General features: G+C 68.7%; 18 protein-coding genes and 1 pseudogene. 11 read left to right on the forward strand and 8 right to left on the reverse strand.

From position 1 onward, the window contains the following. Nucleotides 1-57 precede the first annotated feature (57 nt). Nucleotides 58-546: a MarR family winged helix-turn-helix transcriptional regulator gene (locus GH747_RS08135; RefSeq protein ID WP_149769078.1), complete on the reverse strand. Its 489-nt coding sequence runs from the start codon at nucleotides 544-546 to the stop codon at nucleotides 58-60. A gap of 79 nt (nucleotides 547-625) precedes the next feature. Between GH747_RS08135 and GH747_RS08140 the strand changes: the two genes are divergently transcribed. Genes GH747_RS08140 through GH747_RS08150 form a run of 3 tightly spaced genes read left to right on the forward strand, consistent with a single transcriptional unit; the run spans nucleotide 626 to nucleotide 2,647 of the window. Continuing rightward, nucleotides 626-1,201 (forward strand): NADPH-dependent F420 reductase, encoded by a 576-nt coding sequence (locus GH747_RS08140; RefSeq protein WP_149769079.1) that lies wholly within the window; start codon nucleotides 626-628, stop codon nucleotides 1,199-1,201. 25 nt (nucleotides 1,202-1,226) lie between these two features. Continuing rightward, the gene (locus GH747_RS08145) at nucleotides 1,227-1,739 is read left to right on the forward strand and encodes a VOC family protein (protein WP_149769080.1); all 513 of its coding nucleotides are present in this window, start codon (nucleotides 1,227-1,229) and stop codon (nucleotides 1,737-1,739) included. Continuing rightward, entirely contained in the window at nucleotides 1,736-2,647 is a 912-nt protein-coding gene (locus GH747_RS08150) for an alpha/beta hydrolase (protein WP_149769081.1), read from the forward strand. The genes GH747_RS08145 and GH747_RS08150 overlap by 4 nt, the downstream gene beginning before the upstream one ends. Here the strand turns inward: GH747_RS08150 and GH747_RS08155 are convergent. After that, nucleotides 2,644-3,405 (reverse strand): SDR family NAD(P)-dependent oxidoreductase, encoded by a 762-nt coding sequence (locus GH747_RS08155; RefSeq protein ID WP_149769082.1) that lies wholly within the window; start codon nucleotides 3,403-3,405, stop codon nucleotides 2,644-2,646. The genes GH747_RS08150 and GH747_RS08155 overlap by 4 nt on opposite strands. A gap of 34 nt (nucleotides 3,406-3,439) precedes the next feature. Then, nucleotides 3,440-4,312 (reverse strand): SDR family NAD(P)-dependent oxidoreductase, encoded by an 873-nt coding sequence (locus GH747_RS08160; RefSeq protein WP_149769083.1) that lies wholly within the window; start codon nucleotides 4,310-4,312, stop codon nucleotides 3,440-3,442. Nucleotides 4,313-4,455: 143 nt separating this feature from the next. Here GH747_RS08160 and GH747_RS08165 point away from each other — a divergent pair, with 143 nt between their 5' ends. The 3 genes from GH747_RS08165 (at nucleotide 4,456) to GH747_RS08175 (ending at nucleotide 8,320) form a co-directional block, all read left to right on the forward strand. Further along, nucleotides 4,456-5,358, forward strand: a complete 903-nt coding sequence (locus GH747_RS08165; RefSeq protein WP_149769084.1) for a helix-turn-helix transcriptional regulator — start codon at nucleotides 4,456-4,458, stop codon at nucleotides 5,356-5,358. 803 nt (nucleotides 5,359-6,161) lie between these two features. Further along, the gene (locus GH747_RS08170) at nucleotides 6,162-7,352 is read left to right on the forward strand and encodes a tyrosine-type recombinase/integrase (RefSeq protein ID WP_163695398.1); all 1,191 of its coding nucleotides are present in this window, start codon (nucleotides 6,162-6,164) and stop codon (nucleotides 7,350-7,352) included. Further along, nucleotides 7,349-8,320: a tyrosine-type recombinase/integrase gene (locus GH747_RS08175; protein WP_149769086.1), complete on the forward strand. Its 972-nt coding sequence runs from the start codon at nucleotides 7,349-7,351 to the stop codon at nucleotides 8,318-8,320. The genes GH747_RS08170 and GH747_RS08175 overlap by 4 nt, the downstream gene beginning before the upstream one ends. Nucleotides 8,321-8,429: 109 nt before the next feature. On the opposite strand, the gene GH747_RS08180 is transcribed toward GH747_RS08175, so the two are convergent. Continuing rightward, on the reverse strand, nucleotides 8,430-8,816 hold the full coding sequence (locus tag GH747_RS08180) for a hypothetical protein (RefSeq protein ID WP_149769087.1): 387 nt from the start codon (nucleotides 8,814-8,816) through the stop codon (nucleotides 8,430-8,432). Further along, the gene (locus GH747_RS08185) at nucleotides 8,807-9,028 is read right to left on the reverse strand and encodes a hypothetical protein (RefSeq protein ID WP_205602846.1); all 222 of its coding nucleotides are present in this window, start codon (nucleotides 9,026-9,028) and stop codon (nucleotides 8,807-8,809) included. The genes GH747_RS08180 and GH747_RS08185 overlap by 10 nt, the downstream gene beginning before the upstream one ends. A gap of 293 nt (nucleotides 9,029-9,321) precedes the next feature. Here GH747_RS08185 and GH747_RS22230 point away from each other — a divergent pair. The 4 genes and pseudogenes from GH747_RS22230 to GH747_RS08205 all read left to right on the forward strand — a co-directional run. Continuing rightward, nucleotides 9,322-9,808 (forward strand): annotated as a pseudogene (locus tag GH747_RS22230) (3'-5' exonuclease); the annotation flags it as partial. A 330-nt stretch (nucleotides 9,809-10,138) separates the two neighbouring features. After that, nucleotides 10,139-10,930, forward strand: a complete 792-nt coding sequence (locus GH747_RS22235; protein WP_228552868.1) for an Lsr2 family DNA-binding protein — start codon at nucleotides 10,139-10,141, stop codon at nucleotides 10,928-10,930. Between the two features lie 92 nt (nucleotides 10,931-11,022). Further along, nucleotides 11,023-11,676 carry a hypothetical protein gene (locus tag GH747_RS08200; protein WP_149769090.1) on the forward strand — a complete coding sequence of 218 codons (654 nt, stop codon included), beginning with the start codon at nucleotides 11,023-11,025 and terminating at the stop codon, nucleotides 11,674-11,676. Nucleotides 11,677-11,700: 24 nt separating this feature from the next. After that, nucleotides 11,701-13,011, forward strand: coding sequence for an ApeA N-terminal domain 1-containing protein (locus GH747_RS08205; RefSeq protein WP_149769091.1), 1,311 nt, complete (start codon nucleotides 11,701-11,703; stop codon nucleotides 13,009-13,011). Nucleotides 13,012-13,595: 584 nt separating this feature from the next. On the opposite strand, the gene GH747_RS08210 is transcribed toward GH747_RS08205, so the two are convergent. After that, complete coding sequence (locus GH747_RS08210) at nucleotides 13,596-14,054, reverse strand: nuclear transport factor 2 family protein (RefSeq protein WP_149769092.1); 459 nt, start codon at nucleotides 14,052-14,054, stop codon at nucleotides 13,596-13,598. Nucleotides 14,055-14,385: 331 nt separating this feature from the next. On the opposite strand from GH747_RS08210, the gene GH747_RS08215 reads away from it, so the two are divergent. Continuing rightward, a complete protein-coding gene (locus GH747_RS08215; RefSeq protein ID WP_228552834.1) occupies nucleotides 14,386-15,564 on the forward strand; it encodes an oxygenase MpaB family protein in 1,179 nt (392 codons plus the stop codon). A 38-nt stretch (nucleotides 15,565-15,602) separates the two neighbouring features. Here GH747_RS08215 and GH747_RS08220 read toward each other — a convergent pair whose 3' ends face one another. Together GH747_RS08220 and GH747_RS08225 are read right to left on the reverse strand one after the other, a co-directional pair. Next, entirely contained in the window at nucleotides 15,603-16,781 is a 1,179-nt protein-coding gene (locus GH747_RS08220; protein ID WP_228552835.1) for a TetR/AcrR family transcriptional regulator, read from the reverse strand. A 120-nt stretch (nucleotides 16,782-16,901) separates the two neighbouring features. Next, the gene (locus tag GH747_RS08225; RefSeq protein WP_149769095.1) at nucleotides 16,902-19,466 is read right to left on the reverse strand and encodes a hypothetical protein; all 2,565 of its coding nucleotides are present in this window, start codon (nucleotides 19,464-19,466) and stop codon (nucleotides 16,902-16,904) included. Nucleotides 19,467-19,536: the final 70 nt, after the last annotated feature.

The raw sequence follows: 19,536 nt of genomic DNA on the forward strand, positions 1-19,536 counted from the left end.
TCGGCCGCTTGGTGAGTCGATGGCCGCCGCGCTTCGGTAGGGCCGGATCAGTGGCGCTCAGGTGCCAGGTTCGTAGAGGCCGGTCATCCGACCGTCGGGATCGAGGGCGGAGAGCAGCGCGTCACCGATCTCGTGGAGCTGACGGACCTGGTCACCGGTGAGCGCGTCGACCACGTGCCGTCTCACGTTTGCGACGTGCCCCGGGGCGGCTTCGACGACCTTGGCCCAGCCCTCGTCGGTGAGCCGTGCGTTCGTCGCTCGCCGGTCCTCCGCGCACGGCTCGCGCACCAGCAACCCGCGCGCCTCGAGCCGTTTGGCCACGTGGGACAAGCGCGGCAGCGTGGCGTTGGAGAGCTGCGCGAGTGCGGTCATGCGAAGGGTCCTGTCCGGCGCCTCCGACAGCATGGCGAGCGCGAAGTACTCGAAGTGGGTCAAGCCGGAGTCCTCGCGCAGCTGGGCGTCCAGCGCACCGGGCAGGAGCTCCACCACGGCGACGAGCCGGACCCAGGCCGCGCGCTCGACGGGGGTCAGCCACCTCGTGTCCATGGTCACATGATCGCATTAGTTGAATCTACAAGCAACGGTGTACTCTTTAGTTGAAGCAACAACCAATTAGGAGCTCACCATGACCACCATCTCCATCATCGGCACCGGCAACATGGGCCAGGCCATCTCCGCCGTCGCGGGCAAGGGCGGGACCACCGTCCAGCTCATCGGCGAGGACGACGCCACCACCCAGGTCACGGGCGACATCGTCGTCCTGGCAGTCCCCTACCCGGCCCTCTCCGCCGTCATCGCCGAGCGCGGCGCAAGCTTCGCGGGCAAGATCGTCGTCGACATCACGAACCCGCTGAACTTCGAGACGTTCGACTCGCTCACCGTGCCGGCTGACGGCTCGGCTGCGGCCGAGGTGGCTGCGGCCCTGCCGGACTCCCGCGTCCTGAAGGCCTTCAACACCACCTTCGCCGCGACCCTGTCCTCCGGTTCCGTCGGGGACGCCACGACCACGGTGCTGATCGCCGGCGACGATGCCGACGCGAAGACGACCCTCGCCTCGGTCGTGACGGCCGGTGGCCTCAAGGCCGTCGACGCCGGCTCGCTCAAGCGCGCCCGCGAGCTCGAGGCCGTCGGCTTCCTGCAGCTCACGCTCGCGGCCGCCGAGAAGATCTCGTGGACCGGTGGCTTCGCGACCGTCGCCTGACGGTGACCGCGAAGAGGAGCATCCGATGACCGTCAACGCCGTCCGGCTGAACCACGCCGTGCTCTACGTGGCCGACCTGTCCCGCAGCGTGTCCTTCTACGAGGCCGCGTTCGGGATGCAGGTGGCCGCACGCGAGCCGCGCGCCAATGCCGCCTTCATGCGGCTGCCCCGTTCCGGGAACCACCACGACCTCGGGCTGTTCGGGGTTGGCGCCCAGCCCCCGCGCCCTCGGGGCTCGCTGGGGCTCTACCACCTGGCGTGGCAGGTCGACACCATCGACGAGCTCGAGCAGAGCAGGATGACGCTGGCCGGTTTGAATGCCTACACGGGCGAGTCGAGCCACGGCGCCACCAAGAGCGTCTACGGGATCGACCCCGACGGCAATGAGTTCGAGGTCATGTGGATGCTGCCCCGGTCCGCCTGGGGCGAGTACGCCGATGCGGCGCCCGTGGAGCGCATGGACATCGCTGCCGAGGTCGCGCAGTGGGGTGGCGTGCGCACGGCTGCCGAGCTGGTCCCGCTGGAGGAGGCGCCGTGACCGTCTCGTCCTTCGGCGCGCCGGTCGTCGCCACCTTCGGCGAGACCTCTCCCGACGCGCCCCTCGTCGTGCTGCTGCACGGGCGGGGGTCGAACGAGCAGGACATCCTTGCTCTCGCCCCGCACCTGCCCGGCGGCGTCGCCTACGCGGCGGTCCGGGCCCCGATCTCCGAGGGCGGCGGGTACGCCTGGTTCGCCAACCGTGGGATCGGCCGACCTGTCGCGGAGTCCCTCGCGGACACGATGGCGTGGTTCCGGGCCTGGCTCGACGACATCGCTCCGGCGTGGCGACCCGTCGTCGTGGTCGGCTTCAGCGGAGGAGGCGCCTTCGCCGGCGGTCTCGTCCTCGACGACCCCGCACGGTTCGCCGGCGCCGCGGTGCTGTTCGCCACGCTGCCCTTTGAGGCCGGGGTACTCGTCGAGCCGAGCCGGCTCGCGCACCTGCCGGTCTTCGTGGCCCAGGGCGACCAGGACCAGGTGATACCCCGCGAGCTGCTCGACCGGACCTGGACCTACCTCCACGAGGCCTCGGGCGCACCGGTCGTCGGGAGACGCTCCCCCGGGGGTCACGGCATCACGGCCCCGATCCTGGCCGACCTGGCGGGCTGGGTCCACGAGCGGCTCACCTACGTCGCACGCCAGGACGTGCCCGTGCCCGGTGCTCCGACGCACGCGGACTGGCCGACGATCGACGGCGGTGCGCTGCCGCGGCGTGGCGGACAGTCGATGGGCTCGAGGCGCCCAGCGGCTCTGATGCCTGATAGCGACGGCTGCGCCGAGCCCGGCAGGCCCACTCGCCAGCTACTTACGTCTGCCAGGTCGCCCCGAACGGTCCGTCCTGTACCCAGATCGGGTGCGAAGGCAAAGGGAAAGCTACGCATCGGTCGTTTCCCCTCTAGTGATGTCTAAGCTTGGGCGGTGGGCATGGCCCAGAGCTCGGCGATCGACGAACGGCGGGGGCGGGTGACCATGTAGGCGATGGACTCGGCGATGTCTTGGGGTTGGAGCCACTCGGCGATGTCGTCGGAGGCGGCCAGCGCCTTCTTGACGTCGTCGGTGTTGTGGGAGACCAGTTCCGTCTCGACGGCACCCGGTTCGAGGAGACCGACGCGCACGTGAGACTTCGTGACCTCTTGGCGAAGGGCTTCGGTGAAGCCGTTCACGCCGAACTTGGTCATGTTGTAGACGCCGAAGGTGGGCCAGGCGACACGTCCGGCGATGGAGGAGATGTTGACGATGTCGGCGACGCGGCGGGGTTCGCGGGTCGCGGCCGCCTGCAGGTGCGGCAGGGCTGCCCGGGTCATGGAGAGCAGGCCGGTCTGGTTGATCGCGATCATGCGGTCCCAGTCCTGGATGTCTTGCTCGGAGACCGTGCCGAGCAGCATCAAGCCCGCGTTGTTGATGAGGATGTCGAGGCGACCGAGGTCGGCCACGGTCCGCTCTACCGCTGACGTCGCCTGGGCTCGGTCGGTGATGTCAGCAGCGATGGCCAACGCCGTACCTCCAGTGTTCTGAATCTCGCCGACGAGAGCGTCGAGATGGTCCTGGCGCCGCGCTACGACCGCGACGGAGGCGCCGTGGGCGGCGAGTTCGAGGGCGGTGGAGCGACCGATGCCGCTGCTGGCGCCGGTGACGATGGCAACCGTGCCAGCGAGGTGCTTGTTCATGGGTGGGGTTCCTTCGGGTCTGCCAACGAGCTGGTCAGGCGTTGTCGTGGGCAAGGCTGGTGGACAGCTCGCGGTGGGCGTTGGCCTGGTCGATGAGGGCCTGGGCCTTGGTCTCGAAGAGCTCGACGGCGTCGGCGCCGGCGGCGAAGCGCGACGGACGCTCCTGCAGACCAGCGAGGTGGACGAGTGCTGCGGCGAGCTTGGCGGGGTCGCCGCCCTGCTGACCATCCATGCCCTGCCACGCCTGGATGGTGGCGGTGGTGCGGTCGGCGTAGTCCTCGATGGACGGGGCCGCGTACTGGGTGGACTGCGGGCTCAGGAGCTCGGTGCGGAAGAAACCGGGCTCGACGAGCATCGTGTCGATGCCGAAGGGTGCGACCTCGGTCGCCAGACCTTCCATGAAGCCCTCGACGCCGAACTTGGAGGCGGCGTAGGCGGTCAGGAAGTCGCCTGTGGAGGCGATGCCGGCGGTCGAGGAGATCGTGATGACGAGGCCTGAACGCTGAGTGCGCATCTGCGGGAGAGCTGCACGAGTGACGTTGACGGGTCCGAAGAGGGTCGACTCGATCTGGGAGCGGAACGCCTCGGGGCTCATCTCCTCGAAGAAGCCCGCCTGGAAGCTGCCGGCGTTGTTGACGACGACGTCGAGGCGGCCGAACCGCTCGACGGCTGCGCGGACGGCGGCCTCGGCGGCGGCGGGGTCGGTGACGTCCAGCGGCACGGCGAGCAGGGCGTCGTGGCTGCCGAGAGCCTGGTCGATGCTGTCGGTGCTGCGTGCGGTGGCGACGACGGCGTGGCCGGCGGCGAGTGCGGCCTTGGCGATGTCGACGCCGAGGCCGCGGCCTGCTCCGGTCACGAGCCACACGCTCTTGTCGGTGGGCTGGAGAGTCTGGGTGTGCTCGCTCATGGTCATTCCTTCTGGTCGTGGTGGCGTCCTTTCCGGGCGCCAACGACCACACAACCAGCGCAGAACCGTCGGCGGGAGTCCTGCTCGTAGGGGTCACTGACAGGGACCCCTACAGGAGCCAGACCGCTCGTACAGTGGACGTCATGACCACCGGTGAACCGAGCTCACGCGATGCCGTCCGGGCAGAGATCCGGGAGTTCCTCAGCACTCGACGAGCCCGGATCAGCCCCGCCGATGCAGGTCTGCCCACCTACGGCGACGATCGCCGCCGCGTCCCCGGCCTGCGCCGCGAGGAAGCCGCCCTGCTGGTCGGTGTCTCCCCGCAGTACTACATCCGGCTGGAACGTGGCGACGCCACGGGAGTGTCCGAGAGCGTCATCGAGGGCATCGTGCATGCCCTTCGCCTCGACGACGCCGAACGAGCTCATCTGCTCGACCTCCTGCGCACCGCCAACTCCCCCACCCGCGCCCGGCGCCGTCGCACACCGACCGCGAACCGCGTCCGTCCCTCCATCCAACGCCTCGCGGACGCCATGCCAACCGTGCCGGCCGTCGTGATGAACGGCCGACTGGACGTGCTGGCCATGAACGACCTAGGCCGGGCCCTCTTCACTCCGTGGTACGACACCGACCAGCCGGTGAACAACGCCCGGCTCGTCTTCCTCGACCCAGCCGCCGCCACCGTCTTCCGCGACTGGGAGATGGTCGCCAACGACACCGTCGCCATCCTGCGAGCCGAAGCGGGCCGCGACCCCTACGACAAGAAGCTCTCCGCCCTCGTCGGCGAGCTGTCCACCCGCAGCGAGGACTTCCGAGTGCGTTGGGCTGCGCACGACGTCCGCATCCACAACACCGGCATCAAGAAGCTCCGCCACCCCGTCGTGGGAGACCTGGACCTGCCGTTCGAGTCCCTGGCGCTCGAGTCGAACGGCAGCACCAGCCTGGTGACCTACCTCCCCGAGCCTGGGACTCCCTCGCACGACGCACTCACACTGCTCGCCAGCTGGTCGACGGACTCCAAGCCTCGCACTTCGTCGCACCTGTAGTCGCTCGTCGTCGCACCCGGGCGTTCGCACTGTGGGCGGTGTTGAGCACTGCTGGTGTCCTCCCGTTTCCAGGTGATCGACTACGCCGAGAAGTTGAGGTCCGCGAACCTGACCATCACGCTCACCGAACGCGCAACGCCAGGAGCGACGGCTGCAGAAGTCCTACTGCCGCCTCCACACGATCGAGGTTGAAAGGCAATCGGCTAGATTCCACCCGCATACGGGCGCGAGATGGCGCGGTTCGACGACGACCCGCCCTTACTCCTCAGCGCCTTTCGACAGGTTGAGTCGGCCGGTGTGCGAGGCGTTCGAAGATGTGGCGCACGACACTGCGTGAAGGACTGCAGGACCGGTTCAACATTCCGACCATCCCTCTCGTAAGGAGTTGGTCTGGCCCACCCGCGCCCAACGATTGCCTGAGTCGCCGACCTGCACAGACCCAACCGCTGAACGACCGCCGGGGTGAACGCAGGGCTGGCCGCAGAACGTCGGGCTCGATGGTGGTTGAACGTCGCGGCACGTCGCGGACCTCCTGGGCTTCGACCTCCGTCCGGTCCGGCGCCCACCTCATCCGGTCCCTGCCTCTACACACTTCCTCGCCCTGGGTCCCGCCCTCGACACCTCGACGATTTCGCCTACCTCCTGCGGGCCGGTGCTCAACAGGTGTGGCCGGCGACGCTAACGCTCCGCCCTGCCCGGCCAACTACTTGCGTCTCCCAGGTCGGCCTGGACGGTCCGTTCAGCACCCAGATCGGGTGCGAAGGGAAAGGGAAGAGCTATTCCCTTGCCCTTCAACGAGGCCCGTGATCTCGGGCAGAACGGCACCTACAGTGACTCAGATGAACCCCTCGGGGAACCATGAACGACGCGCGAACGAGAACGACGTCGACGACGACGTCGATGGTGGGCAGACGGGACCACCGGATGCTCTCGAGATGTTCCGGCGCGCTGGCGAACACCACGCCTCCACACGGGGGACCGTCCGTACGGCGAACGAGGACTGGTGTGACCCCAACCCCGCTGCTGCGCTCGAACTACCGCCGGCCGCACATCCGATCGAACGAAGCCTGGCCAGGCGTGCTGAGCACCGGCGGCCCGACTTCTATCTCCAGCTGCGGCGAGCGTGCGAACGCCTCCGAGGTTTGCCGCCGAAGAGCTTGACGCGTGAGGACGTGCTGGCGTTCTCCTGGCATCAGCTGACTCCTGACGACCTCGCCGACTACCGGCGCGACATCCACAAGATGTTCAACCTGCAGTCGACTCGGAACGAATGCATGGTCACCGTGCGCAGTGTCGTGCACGCCTGCGCAAAGGCCCGCCTGATCAGTCCTCTTCGCCGCGATCTCCTCTTGGACGAGCTCCCCACGACCATGCCCGGCCGGTCCGCGAAGGGGCGGGCCTTGGCCGAGGACGAGGTCGGCAGACTCCTTCGCCAGTGCAGCACGACCGGATCCGCTGCCGCACGCACCCGCTACACCGCCATGATCGCGCTGATGTACTCCTCGGGGGTGCGCGTCGGCGAGGTCGCCAAGCTGGAGCTGCGGGACTGGAACCGGAGCACGAGCACCCTGACACTCCTGCACACGAAGAACGGACGTGACCACACCGTCTTCGTACACCCAGAGGTCGCCCTGCTCCTTGACAATTGGCTGAAGGTGCGGGGCGCGCTTCCTGGTGCGCTGTTCTGCTCCCTGTACGTGTTCGGATTCGCGCACATGACTGGGCCCACCATCAGGACGATGGTCCATCGCCGAGCCAAAGATGCCGGCCTTGCCCATTTCACTCCCCACGACTTCCGGCGGACTTTCGCATCATTCATGCTCCGCACCCACGACCATGCACTCGTCAGCCGGCTCCTGAACCACGAGAAGCTCCAGTCGACGCTCGTCTACGACATGGCCGGAGATGACCTGCAGCGCGATGCCATCGCTTCGTTCGACCTCCCCTCGTCCAACCCTGTGGAGAAGGACGAAGAGACGGACGGCCGACGATGACCGGACTGCATCTTGTCTCCCTCGAAGAGGGCGAGCGCCTGGCCATGCGCGAGGCTGCGCTCACCCTGTTCAAGAGGCGGTACCGTCACAACGCGGAGAGCCAGCGGGCGATGATCGGAGCACTGCGACGCGTCGCCAGCACCTTCAGCCAGGGCCGCGAGGACGAGCAGACCTTCGCCTGGGAGTACATCACTGACGAGGCCATCGCAGAAGCAGTCCTGGCGCCGGTGGCGGACCGGTACTCCCGCGCCACGCTCGTCAAGGACGCCTCAGCGCTTCGCGTGATGCTGAACTGCTGCCGCAAGGTCGGGTTGGTGACGCACGACGAGTACGACAGCGTCACCAAGCTCGAGGTCCTCGGTGGACAGACCAGGCGGCCACCGGGTCGGTACCTGAGCGAGGCCGACGTCGCCACGCTCGTGCGCGCCGCCGCATCCATGGCGCAGCACGAGGCAACGCGCACCCGCGACCTCGCGCTGGTTCTGACGCTCGCAAGCACAGGCGCCAGGGGCCATGAGGTCTCGCGGATCAGGCTTCACCACACCTTCCTCGGAGAGCGGCGAGTCCACCTGCAGGAGACGAAGTCGGGCCTCCCTCGCAACGCCTGGCTGCATCCCGCGACTGTCCACGCTCTCGAGCGGTGGCTCGAGTTCCGTGGAGCAGCAAAGGGGGCGCTGTTCCCTCCGCTCTCGCGCACCGGCCGTGCCTTGATTGACCACGGTCCCATGAGCACTCATCAGGTGTGGAAGCTCGTCCACCGGCTCGCTGAGGTCGCCGACCTGCCCGGCACCACTGTGCACGATCTTCGTCGCTTCGTGATCACCACACTCCTCGACAACGGCTACGACATCGCCCTCGTGGCAAAGACCGTCGGGCACGCGCACCCCACCACCACCGCCGGCTACGACAAGCGACCGGGGCAACGCCAGCGCGACGCGATCGCCGCGATCAACCTGCCGCTCGGCTGAGCTGTCGCCTACAGCGCCGATGCATCGGACGCCCGCCGCACGGGATACCGAGCCGAGGTGTCGCCTGTGCGGCGGAGACCGCCGTCCTGCCTCGTTGAAGACGCAGGAGTCAGCGCCACTCCGCCGCCAGACGACGCGCGTAGGCTGCGAGCCGCTCGGGAGCGACACCGTCACGGGCCGCGTCGAGCGGGGTGCGATCGTCGAGCTCCGGGGCGGCTGTGCGGAGCGCCGCGATGGCCACGGTCCAGCGGTCGGTGGCGCGGAGCTCGCGGAAGACGGCTTGGAGTGCGGGTCGTACGCGAACACGGCCGTCGGCCCTCTCGAACTGCTCCACGGGGTAGATGTTCACGGGAGTCGGGTCCGAGGTCGGTAGGGCGAGGATGTCGTCGTGCGCCTCGAGGTCGCGCAGTTCATGCTCGGCGAGAGCCAGCTCGCGGCAAACCTTCTCCTCGGACCAGAATGGCCGCAGGAGCTCGGCGAGCTCGTTCACCGGCACTGCAGCACCTTGCCGTCGGCGTCGCACTCGGACCAGCTGCGGCCCCGTTCACGGAACTCGGTGGCAAGGTCGAGGCCGTTGCGACGATCGGACATGCGCTGGTCCCACGCTTGTCGGACTCGCGCCTGCGCATCGACGTTGGCGTCGTCGTAGGCGAGCGCGCCGGACAAGACTCTCTCGACCTCGCGGCTCACCGTGGGCTCGTTCGACATGGCCGGCACCTCCATCTGTCGCGTCCAGCCTACGATCCGAGCAGCCCAATAGGTAGGACTCGCGTCCTGACCATCTCTCGCGGAGCGCTGCCAAGCGCTGCTGGCGCCGACCGATGGCTGGTATGGCGACGGCACCCGCCGCGCACGACTCGCCGACTCGACCCCAGCTGGTGGGCCAGCACGGACAAGCCGACAACTGGTCTTCGTACTCGATTCTCGCGTGCGGGGCAGGATCATCACCTACCGTTCTCGGACAGCCGCGCGAGGGAGCGAGGCCAGGACCCGGGGTGATCATGGGACTCTTCGACAGGTGGCGGAGCTCTGCTCCGGCCGGCAAGCATCGCGCGACGGCGGCCGAGGCCGTCACCCCTGGCGGCTACACCGTCATCGACGTCGAGACCACCGGCCTGAGTGCCCAGCACCACCGGGTCTTGGAGATCGCCGTGGTGCGCACCGACGCGGCCGGCCGTATCACCGGCGAGTGGTCGCGCCGGGTCGATCCAGAGGGACCGGTGGGCGCGACCCACATCCACGGCATCACCGGCGAGTGGTCGCGGTGCCCCGAAGTTCGGCGACCTCATCCCCCACTTGAATGAGTCGATCCAGGGCACGGTGCTGGTGGCTCACAACGCGCGCTTCGACGCCGCGTTCGTCCGCGCCGAGTACTCCAACGCCGGCTGGGACCTCCCGTGGCTGCCGACGTTGTGCACGTTGGAGGCCAGCAGCTACTACCTGCCGGACATGGACCGCCGTCGGCTCGCGGACTGCTGCGCGCTGGCGCGAGTGCCGCTTCGGGGCGCACACTCCGCCTTGGGCGACGCGCGGGCCACCGCGGGACTGTTGAGCCACTACCTCGACCCCCGCAACGGCACCGCGCCCCACCCCGACCACCTCGCCCTGACCGCCGAGGCTGCTGCCGTCGTCTGGCCGGGCTCGCCGACACGCGCACCCCGCCCGGCCGCAGCCATCACCCACACCCGGGCACGCATCCAGATCAACCAGGCGAAGAAGGCAGCGTCCCCACCGGCGCTTGTGCAGCTCCTCGCCGACTTCTCCCTCGTCGACGCGCTGGACGAAGGAGCACCGGCATCGACGCTGCCCTATGTCGAGATGCTGGCCGAAGCGCTCGAGGACGGCGAGATCTCGACCGCCGAGGCTCAAGCCCTTGACGACGTCGCCACCACCCTCGACCAGAGCGAGCAGGACCGTGCGGCCGCGAACCGGTCGTTGCTGCTGGCTCTGTCCCACCTGGCGCTCGAGGACGGCGTCGTCAGCCGCGCCGAGAAGGCCGAGCTCGTCAACGTCTGCACGCTGCTCGGCCTACCCGCCACGCTCCTGACGCACACCCTGGATCAGGCAGAAGCCGCCCGGCACGAACGCCTCTCCGCCGGACTCGGGCCCCTGCCGGACCCGTGGACCCTCGGTGAACCGCTGCGGGTCGGCCACAAGGTCGCGTTCACCGGCTGCGACGAGGCGTTGCGCGACCAGCTCGAGCGCCGAGCCGAGGCCCTCGGCGTTCGCGTCATGAACAGCGTGTCCACCAAGACCTTCCTGCTGGTCACCGACGGAACCTTCTCCGGCGGCAAGGCCGCCGACGCCGCTCGCGTCGGGTGCCGCGTCGTCCACCCGAACGACTTCGCGACCCTCCTGCAACACCTCCAGCCTGCCGCCGTCCGCGAGCGCAAGAAGGTGCCGCAGACGGGATCCGCGCCGTCGGTCAGCCCCACAGGAGCCGCCAGCCCCGCGCTCGCCGAGCGCGCCGACCCTGCCGTCGTCCGGCAGTGGGCCAGGGACAACGGCTACGCGGTCGGCACGCGCGGACGGCTCCACCAGGCCCTCTTCACCGCCTATGCTTCACGCGAATCCGACGTCTCAGATCCAACGCCTGCACCCCTACCCTGACCCTGGCGGCCGACTAGCAGTCCAGGAGTCCGTACCCGAACTCGCCGCATCAACAGCGGTTGAAACGATCGGGTCGTGCTTGGATCCTGTCCATGCGCGAACCCACCTTCACCGACCAGGTCTCAGCGTGGTCGGAACTCACTGGCACGGTGTTCTCGTTTCTCGTCCTCCTCATTGCGCTCGCGACGTGGCGCACTGCTCGGCAGGCACTTCGCGCCTCCCGCGACGCGAACATTCAGACGAAGCGCGACAGCATCGAGCAGACACGCCCCTACGTCTACGCCGAGGTCGTACCGAGCCTCGCTGGCTCGCCCAACTGGGACGTCCGCGTCGTCAACGTCGGCAAGTCCGCAGCCCTCGATCTCCGCCTCGACTACTCGGACTGGCCCGAGAGACCGGATGACATCGCGCAGTCCGTGAGAACCTTCTTCACCACCGCCCGGACGCTGGCACCCGGCTCGAGCATTCGAGCGATGTGGCGCCTCGAGTCCGGTCCCGACAGCCAGTTCGACGACGGGACCGTTGCGGCCGGTCTCGGCAAGAACGGCAGGATCACCGTGGCCTACCGGAGTTCCGACCTGGAAGCACCGCACTACAGCGACGACTTCCACGTGATGGTCGAAGACTCGGGGCTGTGGCCCATTCCAGAGGCGGGGCCGTCTGGACACCGCCTGTCAGGCGACAAGCTGGCGTTCTACCGGCTCGGTCAGAGTATTGCGCGCGCCATAGGAGAGCAGCGCCGCTGACCCCGGCGACCCGCATGATGGAACATGCCCAACGTGCTCGAGCCTGACAGCGCCCGCGTCGGCTTCTGCTGGGACCGAGGGCTGCCGGACGGCTATCCGGCGATGCTCCGCAACACCGGCCGGGAGATCGAGCTCGTCGTGCCGCACTTCCGCGAAGACGACGTTCACCGCCGACGATTCGCCGGCCGTGGCGTCAGCTTCGGTGACGACCCCGACTACAAGCTCCACGACTACGAGGTACCAGAGGTGGTCTGGTTCGCCGACACCCACGGCCATCTATGCCTGCTCGACCCCTACCGATCGCGAACCACGCTCGGTGGGGGCCTCGAGGAAGGCGGCGCCTACTTCCGCTTCGCCGTCGCGGCCGGGCGCAAAGGCATCGACTACACCCGCATCAACGGGATGCACACGAGGCTCCAGGGCTTGAACGAGTGGACACGCCTCGGCTCGGTGGACCATGAGGTCACACGACACGACCGAGGCCGGCGGACTGCGGTCTACCTCCAGGCGCCTCAACCGCTGAACATCTCGCCGCGACTCAACGCGAGGCTGGAAGGCTGGCACTCCTGGTCCCTGGCCGACAGAAGTCAGGCCGGCGTCAGCATGATCGCGGATGGCGTGCGGGTCTCCACCAATGTCCTCCGGCCTCGGACCTGGGCCGAACACCTGGACGTGCACAACGCGATCCGTCAACTCCTCACCGTCGCCGGTTGGCAGGCGTACGGCTTCGAACACGTCGAGGTCCAAAGCCGACGCGACCCGGAACGGGCCCTCGACGACCACCCCGTGTGGGATCGATGGGCACCTGTCTACACCCACGATCTACAGGCACCTGGAGACGTCGAGAGGAGTCGCTACCTGTTCGAGTTCGACGACATCGGCGAGGCCGGCGTCCGTCGCTGGTTCAAGCTGCGCGAGCGTCACACCCGCGGCATCGCCGGCATGATTCACTCAGTCAGCAGCCCCGACGCCGCCCTCGAGACCCTCTTCTCCGAGGCAGCCGCCGCCATGGAGGACATCGGCTACAACATCGCCGTCGAGCGAGGCGACGTACCTGGTAAACAGATCCGCGAACACCTGCGCCGCATCGTCGACGAGATCGACGTGGACCTCGGCTTCGACCTCAACACCTGGCGCCTCGACGTCGCCGACAAGTACCGGATGGTCAAGCACCCCGAGCACCCCGACGTGGACTCATTAGACCTGCTGAACCTCCTCCGCGAGACCCGCCTCCTGTTCCGAGTCTGGGTCGCGCGGCGCCTGGGCACTACGAAGAAGGTCATCGAACGCAACCTCCGGCTCGTGCCGATGCGTCGGCCCTACGTCCGGCTCTGAACTGCCGGCCCGCACCCGCGTCGCCGGAGCCCCTTCGGGCCGAAGGGTCGTACGCACCCGCGCAGCATGTGGCTCGCAGAGTCGTCTCCTGGTCGAGTTCGACCCGGAGTGTTGAACGACCGCCAACCCTCAGACACCCGCCGGTTCACCCGAGGCGCTGGACACGCGGCGCCCCCGCACGCAGACTCAACTGCATGCTGCCATTCCCCCAGTTTTCCCCCGACTGGGTGCCTACCGAGCCCGTGAATAGCGCCTACGCCTGGGCGACGCCGATCGCGCGCAACCCCCTGACCAGGCAAAACATGGAGACGGCGTCGCCCCTCGTGCGGAGTCAGCTACTACTACGACATCTGAGGAGTGAGCCGAAGGGGATCGCGAGGTACGAGCGGTCCCCGGAGGCGAGCCCCGCAAGATGTCGTACAAAGGACAGAGTCATCTGTCGGTCGTACAAAAGACAGAGTCATCTGTCGGTCGTACAAAAGACAGAGTCATCTGTCGGTCGTACGAAGGACAGAGTCATCTGCCGGTCGTACAACCCACAACTGAACACAGACGCTGAGGGGCATGCCGCCCCCGCCTGCTCCTCAGTCCTGAACGGCCCCGGATTCCCCCGATCCGGGGCTGTTCGCCGTCGTGGACGACCCGAACAGCCGCTCGGCCGCCCGTGAGTCGGCGTACTCCTCGAATCGCGCGATCCTCCCGTCACGCAACGTGACCACCAGGCACGAGGGGATCCGTACAGGATCCCCGTCAGGGTTGACGCCGACCGCGACGGACTGCAGGACCCAGCCGCCGTCGAAGACCTTCACGCGGACGTCCTCGACACGCAGGTCCGCGCCCGCCTGCACCGTCCGCGTCCGGGAGGGTGTCGCCTGGATCTCCGCCTCCCACTCGCCGACGTTGTGCCAGGTGCTCGCGCCGGCCGCGTAGACGTCGTCCTCGGCCCTGCGTCCGGCCAGGAACGCGGGCAGCCAGCGGCGAGCCAGCGCGGCAGCGCGTTCGACGCCTTCGGTGGTCGGCGTCTCGATCACGGGATGGGTCATTGCTTCCTCCAGGACGGATCGTGAGGCCGTTCGTCGGAGCTCGACGATATCCGATGCCACGGGGCTGCGGGCGTGCGACGTCGCCTGAGACCAAGTGAACCTGGGGCCGCATCCTCTGCCCATGACGTGCCGATGTCGTGGTGGTGAGACCCCAGCAAAGACAGGCTGGCCCTAGGGGTTGCGTGACCCGGCTCACATCCCTATGTTAATCACGAATCACATCATCGATGGACCTCGGATGCCGACGTGGCTGACAGGATGCCGCCGCGGTGGAGCCCATCCTCACTGGGAAGCAGGTGCACACATGGTCGACATGAACAGACGCGGTGTCTTGACACTCGGAGCCGCCCTCGGCCTCGCCAGCGTCGTCACGCCATCGGCCGCATGGTCGTGGTCACCGTCGGGCTCGATCGCCGGCGCTGGGACGGGGGTCGATCCGCAGTGGGTCTGGGACGACGAGATCGACCAGATCATGGCCTCGGCGCTCGACAACGGCCAGGTCCCCGCGATCAACGACGCGATCCTGCCGTGGGTCAACAACGGACAGGCGGTGCCCAGCGGTCTGCCGCCTGAGCTGGCTGCGTTCCTCCAGCGCGAGAAGCAGCTCCCCGCCTGGGCGGACATGGCCAAGCTCCGCCGAGCGGCGAACTTCAACCGCAAGAAGGACATGTACCTGTTCTTCCTGTACGGGCTCGGCGGCGGCATCATGAGCACCGTCATCCCCCGAGAGGCCAAGTCGGTGTACTGGTCGGCGGGCGGTGCGGACATGCAGGACCGTGCCGCGAAGACCTTCTCGTTCGGATACGACCTCAGCGACATCAACGCCTTCGAGACGTCCGGACAGTTCCTGGTCACCTCGAACAAGACGCGTCTCGTCCACGCCGCCGTCCGGCACCTGCTCCCCCAGTCGCCGCACTGGAAGGCGGTGGCCGACGAGACCATCCCGATCAGCAACGCCGACATCCTCGTCACGTTCCACAGCACCGGCACCTTCGCGCACAAGAAGATGAAGGAGTGGGGCATCCCGATGCTGTCGGCAGACCAGGATGCGTTCCTGCACTCCTGGCAGGTCGCGCTCCACATGCTGGGTGTGCGCGACGAGTACATTCCCTCCAGCTGGAACGCTGCCCACGCCCAGTCGGCTCAGGTGCTCACGCCGATCCTCGGCCTCACGCCGGAGGGCAAGGCGCTCGCAGAGGTCCTCCTCGGTCTCATCTCCCAGGTCGACCTCGGCGTCACTCGCGGCTTCCTCAACGAGTTCGTCCGGTACCAGCTCGGCAACGAGATCGGCGACTGGCTGGAGCTCAAGCGCGACTACGTGTCAGCGGGCCTCATCCGGGTCGGCTGGCCGGCGTACATCGCGTTCCGTGAGGGGCTGCTGCCGCTGGTGCCGGCGAACTTCTACCTCTTCGACCAGCTGATCAAGGCGATCGCGATGGCGTTCCTGAACCGCGGCGAGTCGGGTCTCACCACCCCGATCACGATCCCGACCGGGAACCGCGCGGGCTGATCACCCACCCTGAGCCCCGCTGCGTACGGCAGCGGGGCTCAGGCCTGCCAGCCCAGCGCGCTGAGCATGAGCGCGGCGACGACGCGGCGGTGGTCGTCGGAGTCGTGCCAGTGCAGCTGACGCCCCGCCTCCACGACGACCCCGAAGCCGGCGTGGACCAGCACCCGCGCCTGCCGGTCGTTGAGGTCAGGCCGGACCGCCCGCAGCTGTTGCCCCCAGATCGCGATGTGCTCGCGCTGCGCCAGGACGAGCGGCCGCTGCAGGTCAGCAGGCAGACCGACGATCTCCGCGGCGGCGACGCTGGTGAGCGCCCGGTGCTCGAAGCTGTAGGCGGCGTACGTCGACGCCAACGCAGCGAGCGCGTCACGCGGGTCGGAGCACCCCGCCAAGGCTTGCTCGGCGGCTTGGGACAGCAGGCCGGCGGCCTGGAGGCACCCGGCGGCCAGGATGTCGACCTTCCCGGGATAGTGGCGGTAGATCGCCGACGGCGCCAATCCGACGGCCTCCGCGATGCGGCCGAGGCTCACGTTGGCGAAGCCGTCCTGGGCGAACATCGGGATCGCCGCCGCCAGGATCTCCGCACGTCGGGTTCGGGGGACCGGCGGCGACGGCACACCGCTGCTGGAGTCAGAGACTGCGCTCGGGGACTCGGTCTCGACCACTCTCATGGAGGCTCGGACCAGGAGCTTCTCGGCGCGCGGCGAGGAGATCCGGGTGTGGTGCATGGTGATCGACCCGATGGCGCCGAGCGCTGCTGCGGAGCGAACCTCGGCTCCGATCGTCCCTTCCGCGGCCGGGACAGACTCGGCGACCCGGTCGACGACGTGCGCGAACTTGAGCCGCAGGATCCGACGATCGTCCGGGTTGAGATAGCGCGCCTCCCACCGGTACACGCCTCCGGAGGCACGATGGGCGATCGTCACGCGCGCCGCCGCGGAGAAGAGCGCGTCGAGGCTCGCATCGGCGGGCAGCTCGTCGAGCGCTTCGACGAGCCGGTCCGCCATAAGGTTCGCGCACTCCGCGAAAAGCGCGTACTTGTTCGGGAAGTGCCGGTAGAGGGCGGGCGCGGTGATCCCGACGTGGGCGGCGATCTCCTCCATGGAGGCGGCGTGGTATCCGCGCTCGTTGAAGACGCGGCCGGCAGCGTCGACGATCAGCTGCCGGCGGTTTCGCGGTCGCGTGGGTGGATTCGACGCAGGCGTAGGGTCAGTCAGCACCGGCGTCGCACCGCCTCCTGTGCCCCGACAGCAGATCCATGGCGTCAGTCAATCACCTGCCGGACGGCGCCCACCAGACGACGACGCCTTTGTACGGCCCGAGTGCTCGCCGCGGGTGGGCTACTCGGTCAGCGGGTCGTCCGGACGTGTCCGTGCACCGGCCGACCGGGCGAGCTCCCACGCCTCCTCCTCGGCCTGCGAGAGCTTCGCCCCACGATCGGGTGGCGGGACCGCTCGCACGGTCGCCATGCACTCGTGCCAGTCGGGGTTGCGCGCGAACCACGAGTGGCCGTAGATCTCGGCGACCGCACCGTCCTGGAGCTTCGGGTCGTACGCGACGGGGTCGGCGAATCGCCAGTCGGCCCCGCAGCGGCGGGTGCGGTACGGGTCGGCGTACTCGTCGGCACGAGCACCGTCGCGCGGCTTCGGGAAGTGCTCCGACCGCGCCCCGTCGGTGTCGATCTGGTGGTTCCACGAGAGGACCGGCCCCGCCAGCTGGTCGGTGGTCCGGTAGAGGTTGATCCAGGCACCGTCGAGGTCGTCGTACAAGCGGGTGATCGCCGCGAAGTTGACGTACGCAGGGAAGGCCTTCGGGAAGATCACCCGCAGCTGGGACCCGAACGTCACCAGCGCGACCCGGTCACGCTCCGACTCGTCGAGCAGCATCATCGTCGCGAAGCTGATCAGGCTGCCCTGGCTGTGCCCGCACAGGACGAGGTCACGACGTGTGCCGCCCTCGGGCAGGCGGTCGAGGTGCCAGCGGATGCGTTCACGAAGGTCCTCGACACAGCGCTTGGAGTACGCACGGGGCGAGAACGGGTGGACCGCGTGCGGCCAGAAGGCGAGGACGTCCCAGACGACGTTGAGTCCGCGGCGCTTGCCCTCCTCGGCGACGGCCTTGCGGCTCTGCAGCAGCAGCCAGCCGGCCGCGGCGATCAGCAGCCAGGCGCCGAACAGCGCGACGAGGTTGGACTTCGCGACGCCGTCCACCCCGACCACGTACTTCGGCTGGCTGAGAAGGTCGAGACGGCCAGGGAGGTGGCCGCACGTGCTGGGGTCGCGTGAGTTCATGCACGGGACGAGCTCGACGGCGAGCGCGACGGCCAGGATCATGCCCGCACTGGCGAAGGCCAGGCAGATCGGGCCGATCGCGTTCTTGACGCGAGCCTTCTGCACCGCGAAGCGCACCCGCGAGACCCAGCGGGGCGGGACCAGGAGCGACCCGTCCGCGGTGTACATCGCGGTGACCCGCTCGTCGGTACGGCGCCGCCGCCGCATCCGCCACGCCACCACGACGAGCATGATGACCACGAGGATGACGACGTTCAGCCCCCATGCGTACGCCACGCGGTCGAGCATCGGCGTCGTCCCGACGGTGACCTGCGCGCCGTTCGAGCTGCCGGTGACGGGCGTCGACAGATCCAGCGCCGACGACACCCCGGTGGCGACGGCGGCCGAGAACCCCACGCCGATGAAGGCGCCGATCGCCGTGAACAGCGCGGCCGCCATCCCCCACGCGTACGGCGCGAAGTAGCGCTCGGGACTGCCCTTCTGGGGGCGGTCCGTCCGACGGACCACGACGAGCGCGAGGTTGACCACGAAGAGCGCGAGGAGTGCCGCGACGCCGAGGACGAGGAGCCAGTTGGCGATCACGTCGAACCGCTCGGGTCGTTCGCGCAGCGCCGTCCACTCGACCCGGTTGACGCCTCCCATGTCGGCGACGGCGGCCACGAGCACCGCGACGCTGCCGACGAGACCGACGATGCCGAGGACCGAGGTCGCCGCCTTCCAGAGCCCCTGCCATGCCGGCCCCTCGGTCATCCGGTCGCGTGTGCCGCGCTCGGGGTCACCGAGGAGCGTGACGACCACGACCACCAGGACCCACCCGGCGATCGCCAGCTGCAGGGACGTCATCTCGCGCTCCCACGCGAACGGGTGGGCGACCCACACGCCCATCGCCGCGACGACGAAGAGGCCCGCGGCGATGTGCAGGTCACGCAGCGTCGGGGTGCGCGAGTCGCCCGAGTAGAACGACTCCTGCGCGAGGGGCGTGACAGCGCGTTCCTTCGGTGGCTCGACCGACGGTGTGGGGGGCAGCGGCGTGTGCGTGCGCCAGGCACGGATCCGCTGGCGCAGCTGGATGATGCGACCCTCACGGTAGCCGCGGCCGAGGAACGCGAGCACGACGACGACCGCGGCGCTGAGGAGGACGGCGGCGCCCAGGACGACGCTCGGCTCGAGCGACCCGATGAATCGTGCCTGGGGTGCCCAGCGCCACGCGATGAGGTCGATGAGCACCAGCCCGGCGGCGAAGGCGAACATCGAGGTCAGCAGCACGCCGACGAGTCGCAGCAGCGCGTCGCAGGTCGCGTGCAGGGCCCGCGCCGTACGACCTGGTCCGCTCGCGGGCAGCATGAAGTGGGCGCCGTTGACCATCCCGAACGGCAGCAGGATCAGCCAGAGCGCCTTGAGCTTGCTCCCGGAGGTGAGCCTCCCCCAGTGGTACGCCTCGAGCACCTGGCCGTGGTGGCCCGCGAGCTCGTTGCCGGCGGTGTCGACCGAACGGAAGTAGCGCGACTCGTCGTCGCCACCGACCTGCGAGACGTACGGCCGGTCGAGCATCGAACCGGCGGGCGTACCGCTGACTCCGTGGACCCGCAGCTCCACCCACTCGTCGTCGGGCATCGCGTCCACCCCCTCGCGCCCGAGACTAGACCTCCGCGGGGTCCGCTGGCGCCGTGCTTGTCGCACGTCC

The organism is Mumia xiangluensis, from assembly GCF_010994095.1.
In the GTDB taxonomy this organism is placed as follows: Bacteria; Actinomycetota; Actinomycetes; order Propionibacteriales; family Nocardioidaceae; genus Mumia; species Mumia xiangluensis.